This is a genomic window from Pseudocnuella soli (assembly GCF_004347775.1).
Lineage (GTDB): Bacteria > Bacteroidota > Bacteroidia > Chitinophagales > Chitinophagaceae > Flavisolibacter > Flavisolibacter aquaticus.
Window position 1 is genome coordinate 3,250,039 of sequence record NZ_CP037755.1, and the last position, 16,558, is coordinate 3,266,596.

Sequence of the window (16,558 nt, forward strand, 5' to 3'; positions counted from 1 at the left end):
GATTAATGAGAAAAGCAGGCGCTAAACCTGCTTTGTATAAATATTTTACGCTGCCATTTTCCTGCACTCTTCTACACACCGTTTGCACGCCTGGGCACATTCCTGGCAGTGCTCAGTTTGGTGTTTAGCACATTCAGCCCCGCATTTTTCGCATATATCAGCACATATACGGCAGATGTCTTTTGCCTGTTCACTACCCAGGCTCATCAATTGAGCTGCTGCATAACAAATTGCTGCACATTCCATATCCAGTTGTATGCACTTAGCCATCATTTTCACATCCTCTTCCTGTGTGCAGGAACTGGCACAATGATTACAAATGGCAGCGCACTGCAAACAAGCATCAATACACGATTTGTAGGTATGGTATCCGGTCATAACTAAAGATTTTTAATTGTTAGTATAGCTTGCCACAAAAACTAAACCACTCAAAATATTTTAAATTAATTGGACTTTTCCAGTTGAGAGGAGTTTAGCACTTTATGTTGGAAGGGTTAGTATGGTTCATCAGGAAAGTCCAATAAACTCCTTTGTTTTTCAAAAAACTCCTTTATTTCCTCTAAATCATTGATTAATAGGTTCGAAGATTGTCCAATCATCCCGACAAATGTCCATTTAAGTCCTTTAAAGTCTTCTTTTGTCACTTTAAGGGACTTTTTTTATTTGTAAAGTTTAGGAACAACAAGATTTATTCATTTGGATGGGTGGGCAAGCAACAGTGCCATAGCTGCAAAATACACAACAGTCGCCTTGGTTTGGCTTTAAAATTGTGCCGCAGTTTGTACACTTATAGAAGTATTGGCAAGCATCTGTAGGCATTGTTTCTTCTTTTTGAAAACCGCAGTTAGGGCAAGTTATGGTCGATTGCAGTATTAGTGTTTTTTCCATTGTTATTTCTTCTCACTGATAAGTTTATGCTCTTTTACTGTGTAGCCTGTTTTATTAATAGCTGCTTGAATTGTCTTGACATCAACTTTTGATTTATCAAAAGTTACTAAGCAGTTCTTTAAAGCATAGGATGTTTTATAAGATAATACACCAGCCACTTTTGAAAGCTGGGTGTTTACATGCTCTTCGCAACCTTCACAGGTCATCCCATATATCGTAAAGTTTACCTGTTGTTTGTTGCTGGCAACTGTCACCCCTGCTGCTTGTACCTTTGGGTTTGGATAAAAGGCTTTTGCATACATTGGGAAAGTCATCATCAAAATAGCAAATACCGTTACGATACTTAAAAAGGTTTTTGACTGAAGGAACGAAGTCTTTTTTCTTTGTTCGCAATTGCAATCCATATTGTTCGTTTTTGAATGTTTAAGTTTTGCATACCAGGCTAATGCAAGTACGGCTATTGATAATCCTATTAAATAGGGTCTTGCTGGTTCTATCCACGAAAAGTTCGCAGCAATGCTGCTGCTGCCAGCAACTAAAGCAATAACAGGTGTAATACAACAAAGCGAAGCTGCAATAGCTGATAAAACTCCAGCACTTGTGAAAGTGCCTGATGATTTTATACTTATCATACTGTTTCCAGGTTTTGGGTTTGCTTGTTAATGTGCTTAAAGAAAGGCTGTATAATTTTTAGGTTTTCCTGCATGAGAGAGTAATAAATAGTCTGACCTGCCTTTCTTGATTCAATCAAACCACCATCTTTTAATTTTCGTAAATGTTGGGATACAGCTGGAATAGTCATGCCTAAAATATCTGCCAGGTCACAAGGACATAACTCTTTTTCTTCATCCAGAAGGTAAATCATTTTGAGGCGCACCTCATTGCCAGTCAAAGCCAGAATAGGTGAAAGCTGGCTAAATGATCTTTGAGCGGTCTTGAGCTTATCCTTACAGGAATTTATTTGAGCCTGATCGGCATAAAGCCTTAAACATGTATTACCATTCATGTGGCAAAAGTAAGGATAAGCATTTAAGCAAGTGCTTAAGTAGGCAAAATGTCAAGCTAAATCTCAAATTGTCTTATAAAGTCTTGAATTTTCTCTAAATCTTCAAGAAATTGGTTCGAACATTGTCCTGTCTTCCCGACTTAGATCCATTACACCATCCCATTATTTTTCTGTTCTGGGAAAGGATCATACCTCAAGCTGTAAAATTTTGTGCTTCGTTATTTTACGCTTTTACTACACTCTATTTCCTGCCCTGCCCCATTGCATGTTGTTAGCGAAGGTCGTTAGCATTAATCATCGTATTGGCCGCAACGTTATGTATGGAGCCGCTTCTGGCAAATCATCCGCAGCTGTTATTCAACCCTACGAAGTCATTTAAGACATGTCAGACTCTTAGAGCCATCGGCTAAAATATCAACGCCGATAACATGCTCAATCAAAAAAATATTACATTAAAATTTTTTTGAACTTTTCCAACAAAATTCTTGTTCTCCTCCTACCGTGCAGCTATAGCTTACTTGGCCCTTGAAGACTAATATTTTTTCAATCCAAAAAACACAAAACCTATGCGGAGATTTGTCTTGGCAGCATTGCTGCTGCCTGCTCTGATCATGATTTCTTGCCAAAAAGAAGCTAAGGATAATGCTGAAGCAACACCGGGCGAAACAGGTATTGTTGCATTTTTAAATAGTAAGTCTGTGGGAAAAAATAGTGCGGCTAATGCGCAGATGAATAACGGGAAATCGCGGCAGGCCCAATTTCAATTGCTATCATTTGCCATTGCAAGAGCCGGACTTGCCAACGAACTGAATAACCCGAAGTTTGCTTACACTTTGTTTGCACCAACCGATGAAGCATTTGCAGCAATGGGCCTGGGAACACGCCAGGCCATTAACGGTGTTCCGGTAGCACAACTTAAAGCCATTTTGCTCTATCATGTATTGAAAGGAAAAGTGCTGGCCGCACAAGTGCCCACTACGTACACGGAGCTAACGATGCTTAGCGAGCAAAAAGCTTATATCGTTCGTCGTGGTTCGGATGTTTTTATCAACGGCACACCTGTGGTGGCTGCCGATATAACGGATAAAAGTGCGGTGATCCACGCCATCGAGCGGGTGTTGATGCCACCTGCAGGAAACATTGTTGACGTGGCGGCAGTGAACCCGGACTTCACTTACCTGGTGGCAGCAGTAAAAAGAGCTGGCCTTGTAAACGCATTATCCGGTCCAGGTCCGTTAACCGTATTTGCACCGACAAACCAGGCTTTTATTGATGCAGGTTTTACAACCATTGCTTCAATAGAAGCAGCAATGCCAGCTGACTTGGTTCCGATACTGACCTATCACGTGGTGGCCGGCAGGGTATTTTCTTCCGACCTTACCAATGGCAAAATGGTGACGATGCTGTCTGGTGGCAAAACCATTATTTCATTGACCAATGGCCCACAGATCGATGGGAAAAACTCTGCTCCTTCCGATATCGTTCAAACTGACATTGTTGCCACCAATGGCGTCATTCATGTGATAGACCTGGTTTTGTTGCCTTAATCAAAATTGATTAACCAACGACCCTACGCAGGGTCGGCGGTTTTTACAAAATGTGTGTTCAAACTTTTCGTGTATTTAAACAGCAACAAAAAAAAGGCTACGCATTCGTTAGAGTCAGGTCGAAATACTGCAGCAAGTGACAACACGCTGCAATAAAAAAAGCCCGCAAGTGCGGGCTTTTTTATTCTATAAGATTGCTTACGAAGTATGCGCCAGCTTTTTCTGAGCGGCATCAGCCAGTTGGCCGATGGTGTCTTTAACGCTGCCATAGCCCTGTTGTGCTTTTGTTTTTGCACTGCCCAAAGCCTGCTGCACCTTTTCGTTGTCTTTAAAATAATATGCAATGCCTACCACAGCGGCGCCCAATGCAACTACGGACGCAACCGTTCTCCAAGTTTTTTTGCTATTCCTGTTCATAGTGTATTTTTTTGTGTATAGATCAATACCTGTGCCGTAATTAATGGTATGCCCGATTCATTTCGCGGTAAGCTGTATGACGGTAAACATTTCTTACCGGAGGCCATATTTACGTAGCACTAATCGCCTTTGCTTTCAATAAGGCCGCCGTTGGTGTCGAAAATGGCTTTGATTTCTTTGTTGTTTGCACGGAAATCAACTTCGTACACCGTGGCGCCATTGCGTTCTTCTTTTTCCCACTCGGCGTTGGTAACGTTGGTGTATTTGCTGTTAAATGAGGACATCACCGCGGCGGGTACTTCGGAGGCTGCAATGTCGTTGTTATCGCCACAGGAGGTGAGTGCAAACGCTGCCATGGCAAAAGCTGCAAAGATGTTTTTCTGTTTCATTGTTTTTTCCAGCATGCAGATACAAAAGCTATTCCAGCCCCTTTTAGTTTTTCTTTGGCGCAAGCAAAGGCATTACAAAATAGAAGCACGTTCCATTGTGTGCCCGGGATATTTTGCTACAAACCGCAATGGAACTCATCCCTTTTTGCATTATTAGATTTTAGCTATGGTTGTTTTCCATTGTTTGTGACCGAACAATAAATAACGCTTTTTGATGCTTTGTTTCCCACTTCATAATGCGCATACATTTTGATACGTATGAACTTATCGCAAGGCAAATTGGTTGAAACATGTGCGGCACGGAAGCAAACCGAACACCGTCTTTTTATTTAATCCAGCCAGATGGAAACGGCTTAAATTGTGGGAATTATTTCAATGAAGGCATCATACGACGCTCAGTTATTTTCGGAGTTATACGATATACAGCCGCAGGCGGTCGTTTGGAATCAACCCATCTGGAACGATGCAGGAGATGCCATCATTGATTTTGAATTTGTGTACAGCAACGAGGCCGGCCTCAAATACCTGAAGCTTACACGGGAACAGTTTACCGGCCTGCGTGTGTCTAACTCTCCCACCCTTGATGATCAATTGCGTAAGTCCGTGCTGGCAGAATTGGTGCAGGTGTACCAAACCGGTGTGCCGGCAAAAACAAATGTGTTCAACAAGGCGCTCAACAAATATGCACGGGTGTACCGGTGCAAACTGCGGGAAGGCGTGCTGACGCTGGTGGAAGACCGTACCAAGGAAAACATGATCATTCAACAGCTGGAAGCACAAACAGCGCAACTGCAGGAGCAAAAAACGATGCTGCACAACCTGCTGCGTTTTTCCCCGGCTGGTATTACCGTAACCGAAGTGCTACGCGACGAAACGGGCCAGGTTGTTGATGGCAGAACAATCCTGTCGAACGATGCGGCACACCAGATGCTTTTGTTGAATGATGAGACCATCAGTTCCAAAACGGTAACGGAAATGGACCCGAACTTTTCGCAGTCCACCTTACAACAAATGGCGCTAAATGCATTGGAAACCGGTGAGCCGTTTAATGCACAATACTTTTTTGCGCCAACGCAAAAATGGATCGAGCTGTCGGTGTCGAAAATGGACGACGACCATTTGATTAATATTTTTTTAGACATCAGCCTTACCAAAGAAACACAACTGCAGGTGGAGCAGGCAGGCGAAAGGATGCAGGCGGTGTTCAATGCATCACAATCGGGCATGTTTACTTTTGCGCCCTATTTTGATGCCCATGGCGAAGTGGTGGATTTTACATTTGTGATTACTAACCCCACTTTTGCTGCTTATGTAAACGAAACGCCGGAAGTGCTGAAAGGCCGATTGGGAAGTGAATTTTTCCCGGGATATTTGACCAATGGTGTGTTTGACATGTACAAGGAAACATACTTAACGGGCAACACCATCCGAAAAGATGTGCATTATCATGTAGATGGCCATGATCTTTACCTCGACCTCCGCAGCACCAAAGTGCATGATGAAGTGCTGGTAACATTTACCGATTATTCGGAGTTGAAAAAAACCGAGTTGCGGTTGGAAAAACTGGTGGAAGAATTAAGGCGCTCCAACGCAAACCTCGAAGAATTTGCACATGCGGCTTCCCACGATTTGAAAGAGCCGATCCGCAAAATTCATGTGTTTTCCGACCGGCTGAAGAATACTCTTGCCGACCGCTTGTCGGAATCGGAAATGAATATGTTTACCCGCATGCAAAACGCTACGCAGCGCATGACGTCGCTAGTTGAAGACTTGCTTTCTTACTCTCATATCAGCGCCACGCCGGCACATCCCGAATCGGTGAACCTGGGTAAAAAATTGCAACAAGTACTGTCCGACCTGGAAGTAACGATTGAGGAAAAAAAGGCTATTGTTGAAATTGGGCAGATGCCGGTGATCAAAGGTTATTCAAGACAGGTGCTGCAGTTGTTTCAAAACATCATTGCCAATTCGCTTAAGTACAGCAAACAGGATGTGCCGCCCCGGATTGAGATCACCGCTAAAATGGTGTCGGGCGCTGATGTAGCCATTGCATTGCCACCGGATGCAGCCGAACAATGCTTTCAAATGATTTCGGTAAAAGACAACGGCATTGGGTTTGAGCAACAATATGCCGACCGGATTTTCCAATTATTTCAGCGCCTGCACGGCCGCTCCGAATTTTCGGGTACCGGCATCGGCCTTTCTATTGCCCGCAAAGTTATGGACAATCACCATGGCTACATTTGGGCGGAATCTGAACTTGGAGCAAGTGCCACATTTTATATGCTTTTTCCCTGCGCAGGATAGTTTTTGGTTATCGCAAAAATCTCATTATACGGTCGTTATACCGGCAGCGTAATCCTGCAAATAGCCGAATTTTTCACTAAGCTTTCCGCTACGAACGATCGTTGCACGATCCAGTATTTCAGAACCGCCACTAATTAAATCAGGCAATACATATTTGATCAATTGCTCGCCAAAATAACGGGATGCATCGCGTGGTAATTCATTGGGCAGGTTGCCAACTGCCACCACATCCACCGAGTTGTAGGCATAGGGTTCCGTTTTTTCCAATGTTGTTTTACTTACACCATATACCGGGTTTTCAATCGATTGATCGCCCAGGTTGATGGGCACCGATCCATGTTCGTCATCGGTAATATCAGAGATTACGGAAATGCGAAAATCGGGTTGCTGCACATCTTCTCGCTCAAACAAGCGGGGCACATTATTGTCCCAATAAACACCATTGAGCAGTATGTCGGTGTGTGGTAAATACTGGGGGAACAGCGACCGGTATTTTTGAGGCTGCTCGTGAAAATCTTCGCGGTTGTAACCACCTGTTTCTTTATGTGCGTACAGGTCGGAACCTTTCAATTGTACATACACCGGGTATTCAAATGAACGGCTGCAGTATTCCTCTCGTTCCACTTCAATAATGCCCATCAGGTTCATTACTTCGAGTACACCATGCGCTACGCGGCCCGAACCGGTGACCGCCACTTTTATGTTGGGAATATGCAATCCGAAATATGCATGAATTAATCGACGGAAACTCCTCTGCCGGTACACCCGCTCCAGTTCAAAACTACCCGTTCGTTTGCCATACACCATGATGCCATTGTGTGCACCCACCACGCCTGCAAAAAAGCCAAAGCCAATGATGCGTTGCCCGTCCGAATGTTCAAGGCATTCAAAATCGATAAGTGTAATGTTGCGTTCGATGATCGCTTGCAACAGTTTTTGATTGTGCGGCTGCGCCTTTTTGGTATGCGAAAAAAACAGGTAGGTTTTGTCTGGGATCAATTGTTGCACCGGCACTTCTTTAATGCCCATCAGCACATCGCAATCGCTTACGTCGGTTACCACCGGAATGCCGTTGCGCTGGTATTCCGCATCGCTAAAACAACGCAAACTGCAGCTTTGCACCTTAATAGTTAAGCCAGCAAATTTTTTAACAAGCCACTTGCATTGCCTGGGCGTCAGCGCTACGCGGTTGTCGGCCGGCACTTTGCCCTCTTTAATCATTCCGATGGTCATGATTTAAAGGTAAGCGGAACAGCGCAACAGTTGGCAATGCCGCTATTGCGAATGGAATGGGTTATTTTTGCAACGGAAAAAAATAGCATGGAATATTTTGAGCTTTTTGAAATACCGGTGCAGTTAGAAGTGGATAAGAAAACGCTGCGGGCAAAGTACCTGGAGTTGAGCCGGAAATATCACCCCGATTATTTTGCCAATGCTTCGGCAGCGGAGCAACAGGAAGCGCTGGATGCAACTGCGGGTTTGAACAAAGCATTCAAAACTTTGGGCAACCGTGAGGATACGATCCGTTATGTGTTGCAACAAAAAGGCCTGTTGATTGATGACGAAAAGTATGCGTTGTCGCCGGACTTTTTAATGGAGATGCTGGAAATAAATGAAGCCATTGCAGAAGCAGGCATGGACGCCGATGGTGCGGGAAAAGCAGCAGTGGCGCAGCAATTAAAAAACTGGGAACATGAAATCTACGAACCTGTGGCGCAAATTGTGGCAAGTTATCAGGACGGTGTTACTACCGAAAAAGAGTTGTTGCAAGTGAAGGAATATTTTTATCGTAAAAAATATTTGGAACGATTGCAACATCAATTGGATGGAATATCGTAATATTGCCGCCCATCGCCCGGGTGGCGGAACTGGTAGACGCAGCAGACTCAAAATCTGCCGCCAGCAATGGTGTATCGGTTCGATTCCGATCTCGGGCACAGTTCGAAAGCGAAAATGCCTTGTAACTTTATCAGTTATAAGGCATTTTGCTTTTGCAAGATTTTGGAGAACGCTTTGATTTGAATTTCGTTTTCGCTTGATCGCAATGTCCCCTACCAGTTACATAAAACTCTCATTGAAAAAATTCAGAAAATTTAAGCAAGTTCCAATAATTGATTGCCGTCAATTCCTAAAACCTGGTGTGCAGCTTTTAAGAAAACAACATCAGGTTTTCTTTTCCTGCTAAGTATCTGGGAAAGCTTTGCTTCACCAATACCAAGCTTTTTCGCAAGCTCCTTTTGTTTTAGCTTTTGTTCATACATTGCTAATTCAATAATGCCTTCAAGCGTGGAAGGCGCTGGTATCAAATACCTTCCCTGTTCAAAAGCCTGTGCAGCTAACGACCGTTCACGTATTTCGTCAACTTGGCTATCAGTTAGATTAGCCTCCCCGATCTTCATTAACGCGTCAACTTTCTTCATTGTCGCATTATACTCTTTTAGGGTTGCGATTTTTTTAGACTTCCGCTGTGTCATAGTCAAAATTTAAATTGCTACAAACAGTAGCCACTCGCCTGGACGTTACATCTATAAGGTGCCCAGGTTAACCTTATCATATTGCTTGTGGGTGCCAACAAATCTTATATACACCGTTCGGGCTTTGAAAATAATGCGAACGATAAGGCGATAGTCATTGCCCTTGATATTGAAAACATAAAGATCATTTCCAACCGCATCAACATGACCATACATTTCCCGCACCTCGTTGAAGTTCGCCCAGTCGGCTTTGGTTGCAACTCGGTACCAGTTGTTCAAAGGGTCTGTGGCGTCGGCGTGTACATCCACAAAGTCCCTTATTGCCTTATAACTGATGACTACCAAACTATTTCATTTACGGGCAAAAATACAACCAATAATTTCAATATTTTAAATTTAATTTCCAAATTAGAAACTTCTAATAGCTGGTGAAAATTAGCTTCAATCCAAACCGCAGTTTTGGTTTGGTTAGTCATCATTACTATTCACTAGCGTAAAACGACACTTTATCATATTTGCCAATACAACCCTTGCCATAGGCTGAGATGAAGTAAACCGCAAAAAACTACCGTAAACACCGATACGCCCCAAAGTTGTTTGTGAAATTGGCTTAGTGCCTCCTTTTTTCGTTGTATCTATAGCTGCAATGCAGCAGCGTTATATCATTTACACACCATCAGGTGGTGCTGTTTCTAATGCTGCTTTTGCAGGATCGATAGCCGGCTTCGGCTTAATGTCGAATACAAAAGGCTTATTCACCAACTCATAAGATTCGTTTAATTGGCTGCAATTAAAAAAGCGTATTCCGTTGCGGACAACCTTGCCATACGATTCGTGTATGTGGCCAAACAAGTGCACCTGCGGCTGAACCCGCTGCAAGCAAGGCAACAGGTCTTTATCGCCGTTGTTGCGGCCATTGAGCACCTGGTCCAAAATGCCAAATGGCGGGCCGTGGGTAATGAGTACATCGGTTTCATTGGGCACCAGGTTCCAGTGTTTGCGCAGCGCTACGCCGCGTTGCCGGTTAAAGGCCCAGTTGTGAAAGAAAGGCGTTACCGGCGAACCCCAGAAATTGATTCCGTTGATGCAAACGCCGCTATCATTCAGGTAGTGCACACCGTTTGGTAATAGCGGTTCAATTACTCCCTTTTTTGTCTTTTCAAAAAAGAAATCATGGTTGCCGGCAATGAATATTTTATGCGGAAAAGGCTGCGCCCCAAACCACTGCAAAAAGTCCAGTATTTCCGCCTTCAATCCCCTGGAACTTACATCCCCTGCATGCACCAGCACATCGCCTTTCGGCAGCTTGATGGAATGATGGCGGCAGTGTGTGTCGGAAATGGCAACTATTTTCAAGAAATAAAATGATGTTTTGTTTAGAAAAATCAGTGCAACAATTTCAACATAAAACTTAGTGATAAAAACAAAAAGCTGCCCGTCGGCAGCTTTCAATTTTAAGCATCTTTACCGGTGCTCCTGTCCCGGTTGGCCGATTGGTCTTGCGAACGCTCCTGCGGCTCGGATGGTTTGGCATCCGAAGCATTTTTTTTATGGTTGGATTTTCCTTTTTGTTCTGCCGAACCAAATGGCTGGTTGCTTTGATTACTGCCGCCACGGCCTGCACTTCCACTTTTGTTGTTATCACCTCTGCCTGACATACGCAAAAAATTTTGGGGTAAAAAAATATTGTCCAATACCTTTCCTGCCACTTTTGTGCCAGCATAATATACGGCCCAATCATTAAGGTCCTGGTGTTGTTGCTTGCTGGTGCTTTTTCAAAAAAATATACATGTTCCCTAAACCATTTATACTCCTTGCATTTGTAGCCGCCCAATACGAGGCGGTGGCACAACAAACCGACACACTACCCACCACCGAACTGCCCGAAGTAATGGTGCAGGCATACGAACAGGGCCGCAAGCTGCGCGATGTGCCGGCAGCGGTTCAGGTAATAGGCCGCAGTGCGCTGGCACGTTTTGCACCGCTCTCACTCGTTTCAGCAGTTAACGCGGCACCTGGTGTGCGACTAGAAGAACGTTCGCCGGGGTCCTATCGATTCAATATCCGGGGCAGTTCGCTCCGGTCGCCGTTTGGCGTACGCAATGTAAAAGTGTATTACAACGACCTGCCATTTACCCTTCCTGGTGGCACCACTTATTTCAACAACCTTGGGTTTTACAATGTGCAGCATATGGAAGTGATCAAGGGGCCCGGCAGTAGCCTGTACGGTGCGGGCACGGGTGGCGTGTTGCTGTTGGAAAGTTTATCGCCAACCCCAGAAACAGGTGTAGAGGCGGCTTACACACTTCGCTCCTTCGGCACCCACCAAGGCCAGGTGGCTATTACTACTGGAAATGATCTAATGACCAATCGCTTCCAGGTGCAGCACCAGCAAAGTGATGGCTTTCGCGACCACAGTGCGCTGAAGCGAACCGTCGCCGATTGGACCGGTCATTTTAAAACTGGTGAAAAAAGCCTGCTCAAAACCTCGTTTTTGTACAGCAACCTCGAGTACCAAACACCCGGTGCACTCACCGAAGCGGAATACAAAGCCAACCGTAAAGGAGCCCGGCCCGGATCGGCTGCAGCGGCCGCCGCTATCCGCCAACAAACCTTGCTGGCCGGCGCATCGCTGGAGCAGGAACTGGCTCCGCTCCTGAAAAATAAAACGGTTGTGTATGCCGCTGCCACGCAGCTCACTAATCCTAACCTTCGTGGATATGACGAAAGCCTGGAGCCGCACACCGGCGGCCGCACCATATTTTCTTATGCGCCACGGCTAGCAACTGCAACCGTGCTGTTGCAGGCAGGCGCCGAAGTGCAGGCCGGCTGGGGCGCCATTACCAATTCGAAAAACGTTGGCGGCCGGCCCGACTCGCTGCGCTATTCGGATGCGGTACGCACCACGCAGGCGCTTTATTTTGCTCAGGCAACATTGGGATTGCAGCGTTGGCAACTCACGGGCGGGCTATCAGCCAACAGCCTGAATGTTCGCTACCGCAGGTCGCAGCCACAAACTGCCGGTAACCTAACCCGCAAATTTGAACAGGAACTGGCTGGCAGGCTGGCACTGCTGTACCGTTTGGAAAAAATTAGTTTTTACTCCAGCGTTTCCAGTGGTTTTTCGCCACCCACACTCAGCGAGTTGCTGCCCACCGGTGGTGCGATCAACACAGCGTTGGACCCGGAAAGCGGCGTCAATTACGACCTTGGTGCCCGTGGCGCTTTCGGCCGCTTTTCATTTGATGCCAACCTTTTTTATTTTTCGCTGCGCAATACCATCGTGCAGCGCCGCGATGCTGGCGGCGGCGACTTTTACCTCAATAGCGGTAAAACCGGCCAGATGGGTGCCGAAGGCAGTTTTCAATACCAGCTCACCCAATTGCCACAAAACAACAGCAACATCTGGCTGAGCGCTACCCTGTTCGATTTCCGGTACCGCGATTTTAAACCGTTAGAAAATGATTTTAGCGATAATAAGCTCCCGGGTATTGCGCCGTTTTCGCTGGCGTCCGGCATCGACTGGCGGCTGGCCGATTGGGCATTTTACTTGAATTATTTATACAATGGCCGAACGCCGCTCAACGATGCCAACACGGCCTTTGCAGATGGCTATCATTTGCTGGGCGTGCAGGTGCAACGTAGTTTTCAATTGGGCACCAGAACAGGCCTGCGTTGTTTTGCCGGCGTTGAAAATATTTTAGATCAAACGTATAGCCTGGGCAACGACCTGAATGGTTTTGGTGGGCGTTTTTACAATGCAGCCCCAGGCCGCAATTATTTCGGCGGGGTTGCATTTTCGGTTGCGCAAAAGAAATAACTGCAACCAGTTTAAAAGCAAAATATGGAATTTATTGCGGCGCTGTTACCAAAACAGTAGCCGCGGTATTTGCAGCCAATTCGTAAAAAGGTACATTTGTTTATGGGCCAGTATTCAATGGGTGATGCGATTCAGAAATTTTTGCAGGGCAGCCGCCTTAAGGGCGATATGCAGGCCATGCAGCTGGAAGTGGTTTGGGAAAAATTAATGGGCAAGACCATCGCGAAATATACCGACCGGATCAAGATCGTGAACCGCACCCTGTACATTACTACGAATGTGGCGCCGCTAAAACAGGAACTGCAGTACCAAAAGGAAACAATAAAGCTTCGTGTGAACGAAGCTTTACAATCAAATGAAATAAAGGAGGTGGTAATTCAATAATTCCACGGGTAGGCACGGTCTTCGGTAACGGTCTGCCCCTGCTCGATTGCATTTTTCAACAGGTCGTTTTCCGACAACACACCTTTAAATTCCAGTCCATCGTAAATGGCCATGTAACGGGTGTTATACCGATCCAGCATTTGCATCAAATACTCCATTGAATCGGTTGGGTTGGCAACGGGTAGTTTCCGGTTCATCATATCACCCACCGTCAGTTCCGACATGGGTTTGTCGGCAAATAACAACTTCTGCGTAATGTCGTTCTCCGACAGCAAGCCCACAAATTGTTCGCCTTCCAGCACAATTAGGTACTCTGCGTTTTCACAGCACATTTGATACAGCGCATCGGTAAGCAAATGACCCGGAGTAGTGGTGTTGAACTGCGGAAATTTGGAATCCAGGATTTCGGTTAATCTAGTCATGGCCAAAGGATTTAAAGCAAGCAAAATGGGTTACATTATAAAGTTACCTATTTAAACTCGTTCGCTGCCATGACAAAAATCACCCCCACACAGTTTTTATTAACTGATGAATTAGAGCCTCCGCGGGTTAAGGCTTTTGTGCAGTTGTGTATAAAACAGGCGGGTAAAAAATTCTTGCTGTTTCACCAGTGGACCGGCTATTTAATCCTTACCCGTGGATCCAACACGCCATAAAGGATATCCGCCAAAATATTAACTACGATAAAAAATGTAGCCGTGATGAGCACCGAGCCCATCACTACGGGAAAATCTAGTTTCTCCAGCGCATCCACTGTGACCTTGCCAATGCCGCGCCATCCAAAAATGTATTCGATAAAAAATGCGCCGGCCAGGAGTTCTGCAAACCAGCCGGTAACGGCTGTGAGCACCGGGTTCAAAGCGTTACGTACGCCATGTTTCCAAATCACCTGCCGCGGCGCCAAACCCTTTGCATAAGCGGTGCGCATAAAATCCTGCTGCATCACATCGAGCAGTGCGCTGCGGGTCAGTTGGGTGATGATGGCCAGCGGCCGGATGCCCAAGGTGATGGCGGGCAAAATGCCATTTTGCAAGGTGAGCTTTCTTTCGCCGGTCTGCACGTCAATATCAAACCAACTGCCCGTGAGGTGCAGGCCCGTGTACTGGCTCCACACAAATCCGAATAGGTAGGCGATGACGATGCCCATAAAAAACGAAGGCGCCGATATGCCGACGATGGAAGTGGCCAGCGCTGTGGTATCGAGCCAGGTGCCCCTGCGAGTAGCTGCCAGCACACCCAGCGGTATGCCCAATGCCACTGCAATAGCCATTGCCGCCACGGCCAAAATGATGGTGCCGGGCAAAACTTCGAGCAACACATCGGTAACCGGCTTGCGGCTTTGGTACGAAGTGCGCAGGTAAGGCAGCTTCAATCCAATCTTGTATTCCCCGCCAATGAAAATGCCGTTTAGCTTTTTAGCTTCAATGGCAGCTGCGCTATGTACCGCCAGCGGCGATACATCGTTGAGGTACAGCAATGCCTGTTTCCATTTGGGTTGGTCCAGGTTCAACTCTTTCCGGATGGCGGCCTGCGTGGCTGCATCGCCGGTTTGGCCCATCACCAGCCGGGCCGGGTCGCCAAAGCCCTGGAACAGCACAAATACCAGCGCTACTACGCCCAGCAACACCAGCAGTCCGTACCATATTTTTTGGAGGATAAACCGGAGCACAGGCTGCTGTTTATTTTAAAAATTTGAATTGACGGAAGAGAAACGGGCCGACTGCTTTTTACCAGCCAAAGCGAACCGCAAACTGCATAAAGCCAACACGGCGGTGACGGGTGTGAAAATAGCTTTTTCCATTGCGCTATTCGACAGCAGGTTGCCCACTGTATTCATCAAAAAAAGAACAGCCATCATCCAAAACGCCACCTTGAAAATAAAGCTCGGAATACTATTCGGAATAACTCGTGCAGCCAGCAGCACTACAAATAACATAACAAAGTTGACGAGAATAGACACCCATTCAAACCGCACCATTTCCTCCCTATTTTTCAACCGCCCGCCCCAGACCATATCGTAGGGCACAATGCCGCCCAACACCAGGAAGTGAAAAATGATTGTGCCTGTAAAAATTACCAGCATGATCCGTGCGGCTACATTTTCAGAAAACAAATTGCGCATAAGCATGAACGTTATTGGTCGCGATTAAGCAGCGGGTATAGATTAATTAAAAAGCCTCGTCGATCTGCCGCTTGCTGTATTTCTGTTGAATCACTCCCCTTTTTAAATGATACAGCGTTGGGTTGGTGCGGGCAGCGGTGCGAACAGCGGTAAAATCCAGCGAGAACACGGAAACATAGGATATGCCTTTTTCCGCCAGCAACTGCGCTTGCCGTTGCAGCGGGGCAGATGTAGCCACCAGCACCGGAATGCCCTTGCTTGAAGCAGCTTGCGCCAGTCGGGCAAAATCATCAGCCCAATCCGATCCTGCATTGCCCAATTGTTCGGCAATAAGAAGATATGCTTCGGGGAGGGCCAGCACCGCATCTGTACTGTCGGCGCCAGAGACCCCGGTGAGTGCAAAACCTTTAATGGGCGGTTCGGCATTGCCCTTGCGCACCAGTTTATCTACACGGCTTACATATTTGTACGTGCCCAGGTTGGAAGGTAAATTAGACGCATCGAATGCATGCTGTTTACCCCCTTTTTCATACACAAACTGGATGACGAACGAATCGGGGTGGGCACCAGCGGGTATCTTCATTTGCTGGCTGATGTTGGCACCTTTTTTAAACGGCAGGCAATCGGCAAAAGGCAGGTATTGCAACACATACCATTGTATAGCAAGTGTAGCGGCTATTGCAACAAACACCAACGCTCCTGCCCTTGCGGGCCGCACCCATGGCTGTATGTAGCGCCGGCCCCACCAAAGCACCAGTATCATCACCAGCAGCGCAATGTCTTTAAGCAACGATGCCAACGGAGAAATGGGCAGGCAATCGCCAAAGCAGCCGCAGTTTTTAAACTTACCCGAGCCATAGGCGTATGCTGTAAGGAACGTAAAGAACACGATCAACAACAATAGCAAGCGCAATACTGCTTTGGGCCGCCAGCCCACCAACAGCGCAACGCCTGCGCCAATCTCTAGCGTGATCATCACAATGGAAAGCGGCAGCGTGTATTCGTGCAGCCACTGGAACAGCGCAATAAGCGGCGCTTTTGCAAAAAAGCCCGATGCGGCCAGGTCGGCCGACCATACCTCGAAGAATTCCTGCATTTTATAACTCAGCCCCAACGGGTCGTTGGCTTTTACCAACCCCGACAGGATGAATAAAACGCCAACCAGTATGCGAAAAATATGCGTGGTGATGGCCATGCGTCAATT

20 protein-coding genes and 1 tRNA gene are annotated in these 16,558 nt (G+C 46.4%); 6 read left to right on the plus strand and 15 right to left on the minus strand.

The features are described 5' to 3' along the window. Positions 1-45: 45 nt before the first annotated feature. The 4 genes from EPD17_RS20385 to EPD17_RS13290 all read right to left on the minus strand — a co-directional run bounded on the left by EPD17_RS20385 (position 46) and on the right by EPD17_RS13290 (position 1,894). Positions 46-378, minus strand: coding sequence for a four-helix bundle copper-binding protein (locus EPD17_RS20385; protein ID WP_132054911.1), 333 nt, complete (start codon positions 376-378; stop codon positions 46-48). A 294-nt stretch (positions 379-672) separates the two neighbouring features. Then, positions 673-888 (minus strand): GDCCVxC domain-containing (seleno)protein, encoded by a 216-nt coding sequence (locus EPD17_RS20390; protein ID WP_132054913.1) that lies wholly within the window; start codon positions 886-888, stop codon positions 673-675. Positions 889-890: 2 nt separating this feature from the next. Continuing rightward, positions 891-1,520, minus strand: coding sequence for a mercuric transport protein MerTP (merTP, locus tag EPD17_RS13285; protein WP_132054915.1), 630 nt, complete (start codon positions 1,518-1,520; stop codon positions 891-893). Continuing rightward, positions 1,517-1,894 carry an ArsR/SmtB family transcription factor gene (locus tag EPD17_RS13290; protein ID WP_132054917.1) on the minus strand — a complete coding sequence of 126 codons (378 nt, stop codon included), beginning with the start codon at positions 1,892-1,894 and terminating at the stop codon, positions 1,517-1,519. Before EPD17_RS13290 ends, merTP begins: the two co-directional genes overlap by 4 nt. A 566-nt stretch (positions 1,895-2,460) precedes the next feature. On the opposite strand from EPD17_RS13290, the gene EPD17_RS13295 reads away from it, so the two are divergent. After that, on the plus strand, positions 2,461-3,441 hold the full coding sequence (locus tag EPD17_RS13295; protein WP_132054919.1) for a fasciclin domain-containing protein: 981 nt from the start codon (positions 2,461-2,463) through the stop codon (positions 3,439-3,441). Positions 3,442-3,639: 198 nt separating this feature from the next. Here the strand turns inward: EPD17_RS13295 and EPD17_RS13300 are convergent, their stop codons facing one another. Beyond that, entirely contained in the window at positions 3,640-3,858 is a 219-nt protein-coding gene (locus EPD17_RS13300) for a hypothetical protein (protein ID WP_132054921.1), read from the minus strand. A 119-nt stretch (positions 3,859-3,977) separates the two neighbouring features. Continuing rightward, the gene (locus EPD17_RS13305) at positions 3,978-4,247 is read right to left on the minus strand and encodes a hypothetical protein (protein ID WP_123893293.1); all 270 of its coding nucleotides are present in this window, start codon (positions 4,245-4,247) and stop codon (positions 3,978-3,980) included. Between the two features lie 375 nt (positions 4,248-4,622). On the opposite strand from EPD17_RS13305, the gene EPD17_RS13310 reads away from it, so the two are divergent. Then, a complete protein-coding gene (locus EPD17_RS13310) occupies positions 4,623-6,554 on the plus strand; it encodes a PAS domain-containing sensor histidine kinase (protein WP_132054923.1) in 1,932 nt (643 codons plus the stop codon). Between the two features lie 24 nt (positions 6,555-6,578). Here the strand turns inward: EPD17_RS13310 and EPD17_RS13315 are convergent, their stop codons facing one another. Then, positions 6,579-7,787, minus strand: coding sequence for an NAD(P)-dependent oxidoreductase (locus tag EPD17_RS13315; protein ID WP_132054925.1), 1,209 nt, complete (start codon positions 7,785-7,787; stop codon positions 6,579-6,581). An 87-nt stretch (positions 7,788-7,874) separates the two neighbouring features. Between EPD17_RS13315 and hscB the strand changes: the two genes are divergently transcribed. After that, a complete protein-coding gene (hscB, locus tag EPD17_RS13320; RefSeq protein WP_165929612.1) occupies positions 7,875-8,393 on the plus strand; it encodes a Fe-S protein assembly co-chaperone HscB in 519 nt (172 codons plus the stop codon). Positions 8,394-8,407: 14 nt separating this feature from the next. After that, a tRNA-Leu gene (locus EPD17_RS13325) sits at positions 8,408-8,491 on the plus strand. A 156-nt stretch (positions 8,492-8,647) separates the two neighbouring features. Here the strand turns inward: EPD17_RS13325 and EPD17_RS13330 are convergent. From EPD17_RS13330 to EPD17_RS13345, 4 genes are all read right to left on the minus strand, one after another. Next, positions 8,648-9,028, minus strand: coding sequence for a helix-turn-helix domain-containing protein (locus EPD17_RS13330; protein WP_132054929.1), 381 nt, complete (start codon positions 9,026-9,028; stop codon positions 8,648-8,650). Between the two features lie 51 nt (positions 9,029-9,079). Continuing rightward, positions 9,080-9,337, minus strand: coding sequence for a type II toxin-antitoxin system HigB family toxin (locus EPD17_RS13335; protein WP_240040622.1), 258 nt, complete (start codon positions 9,335-9,337; stop codon positions 9,080-9,082). A 357-nt stretch (positions 9,338-9,694) separates the two neighbouring features. Then, positions 9,695-10,384, minus strand: a complete 690-nt coding sequence (locus EPD17_RS13340) for a metallophosphatase domain-containing protein (protein WP_132054933.1) — start codon at positions 10,382-10,384, stop codon at positions 9,695-9,697. A gap of 98 nt (positions 10,385-10,482) precedes the next feature. Then, the gene (locus EPD17_RS13345) at positions 10,483-10,686 is read right to left on the minus strand and encodes a hypothetical protein (protein WP_132054935.1); all 204 of its coding nucleotides are present in this window, start codon (positions 10,684-10,686) and stop codon (positions 10,483-10,485) included. Positions 10,687-10,817: 131 nt separating this feature from the next. Here EPD17_RS13345 and EPD17_RS13350 point away from each other — a divergent pair, with 131 nt between their 5' ends. Continuing rightward, on the plus strand, positions 10,818-12,848 hold the full coding sequence (locus EPD17_RS13350; protein ID WP_132054937.1) for a TonB-dependent receptor: 2,031 nt from the start codon (positions 10,818-10,820) through the stop codon (positions 12,846-12,848). Positions 12,849-12,950: 102 nt separating this feature from the next. Next, positions 12,951-13,232 carry a DUF721 domain-containing protein gene (locus EPD17_RS13355; RefSeq protein WP_114234408.1) on the plus strand — a complete coding sequence of 94 codons (282 nt, stop codon included), beginning with the start codon at positions 12,951-12,953 and terminating at the stop codon, positions 13,230-13,232. Here EPD17_RS13355 and EPD17_RS13360 read toward each other — a convergent pair. The 4 genes from EPD17_RS13360 to EPD17_RS13375 all read right to left on the minus strand — a co-directional run bounded on the left by EPD17_RS13360 (position 13,226) and on the right by EPD17_RS13375 (position 16,549). Next, the gene (locus EPD17_RS13360) at positions 13,226-13,654 is read right to left on the minus strand and encodes a CBS domain-containing protein (protein ID WP_132054940.1); all 429 of its coding nucleotides are present in this window, start codon (positions 13,652-13,654) and stop codon (positions 13,226-13,228) included. The two genes, EPD17_RS13355 and EPD17_RS13360, sit on opposite strands and share 7 nt — an antisense overlap. A 197-nt stretch (positions 13,655-13,851) precedes the next feature. Beyond that, the gene (locus tag EPD17_RS13365; RefSeq protein WP_132054942.1) at positions 13,852-14,901 is read right to left on the minus strand and encodes an ABC transporter permease; all 1,050 of its coding nucleotides are present in this window, start codon (positions 14,899-14,901) and stop codon (positions 13,852-13,854) included. Positions 14,902-14,916: 15 nt separating this feature from the next. Further along, on the minus strand, positions 14,917-15,354 hold the full coding sequence (locus tag EPD17_RS13370) for a hypothetical protein (protein WP_132054944.1): 438 nt from the start codon (positions 15,352-15,354) through the stop codon (positions 14,917-14,919). 46 nt (positions 15,355-15,400) lie between these two features. Beyond that, entirely contained in the window at positions 15,401-16,549 is a 1,149-nt protein-coding gene (locus tag EPD17_RS13375) for a BT_3928 family protein (RefSeq protein WP_132054946.1), read from the minus strand. Positions 16,550-16,558: the final 9 nt, after the last annotated feature.

Bases quoted from the DNA above. Each gene is read 5' to 3' on its own strand.
- EPD17_RS13345 (WP_132054935.1), bottom strand. From the start codon at position 10,686: ATGTCAGGCAGAGGTGATAACAACAAAAGTGGAAGTGCAGGCCGTGGC.
- merTP (WP_132054915.1), bottom strand. From the start codon at position 1,520: ATGATAAGTATAAAATCATCAGGCACTTTCACAAGTGCTGGAGTTTTA.
- EPD17_RS13350 (WP_132054937.1), top strand. From the start codon at position 10,818: ATGTTCCCTAAACCATTTATACTCCTTGCATTTGTAGCCGCCCAATAC.
- EPD17_RS13295 (WP_132054919.1), top strand. From the start codon at position 2,461: ATGCGGAGATTTGTCTTGGCAGCATTGCTGCTGCCTGCTCTGATCATG.
- EPD17_RS13375 (WP_132054946.1), bottom strand. From the start codon at position 16,549: ATGGCCATCACCACGCATATTTTTCGCATACTGGTTGGCGTTTTATTC.
- EPD17_RS13300 (WP_132054921.1), bottom strand. From the start codon at position 3,858: ATGAACAGGAATAGCAAAAAAACTTGGAGAACGGTTGCGTCCGTAGTT.
- EPD17_RS13360 (WP_132054940.1), bottom strand. From the start codon at position 13,654: ATGACTAGATTAACCGAAATCCTGGATTCCAAATTTCCGCAGTTCAAC.
- EPD17_RS13370 (WP_132054944.1), bottom strand. From the start codon at position 15,354: ATGCGCAATTTGTTTTCTGAAAATGTAGCCGCACGGATCATGCTGGTA.
- EPD17_RS13305 (WP_123893293.1), bottom strand. From the start codon at position 4,247: ATGAAACAGAAAAACATCTTTGCAGCTTTTGCCATGGCAGCGTTTGCA.
- EPD17_RS20385 (WP_132054911.1), bottom strand. From the start codon at position 378: ATGACCGGATACCATACCTACAAATCGTGTATTGATGCTTGTTTGCAG.
- EPD17_RS13310 (WP_132054923.1), top strand. From the start codon at position 4,623: ATGAAGGCATCATACGACGCTCAGTTATTTTCGGAGTTATACGATATA.
- EPD17_RS13355 (WP_114234408.1), top strand. From the start codon at position 12,951: ATGGGCCAGTATTCAATGGGTGATGCGATTCAGAAATTTTTGCAGGGC.
- EPD17_RS13330 (WP_132054929.1), bottom strand. From the start codon at position 9,028: ATGACACAGCGGAAGTCTAAAAAAATCGCAACCCTAAAAGAGTATAAT.
- hscB (WP_165929612.1), top strand. From the start codon at position 7,875: ATGGAATATTTTGAGCTTTTTGAAATACCGGTGCAGTTAGAAGTGGAT.
- EPD17_RS13290 (WP_132054917.1), bottom strand. From the start codon at position 1,894: ATGAATGGTAATACATGTTTAAGGCTTTATGCCGATCAGGCTCAAATA.
- EPD17_RS20390 (WP_132054913.1), bottom strand. From the start codon at position 888: ATGGAAAAAACACTAATACTGCAATCGACCATAACTTGCCCTAACTGC.
- EPD17_RS13315 (WP_132054925.1), bottom strand. From the start codon at position 7,787: ATGACCATCGGAATGATTAAAGAGGGCAAAGTGCCGGCCGACAACCGC.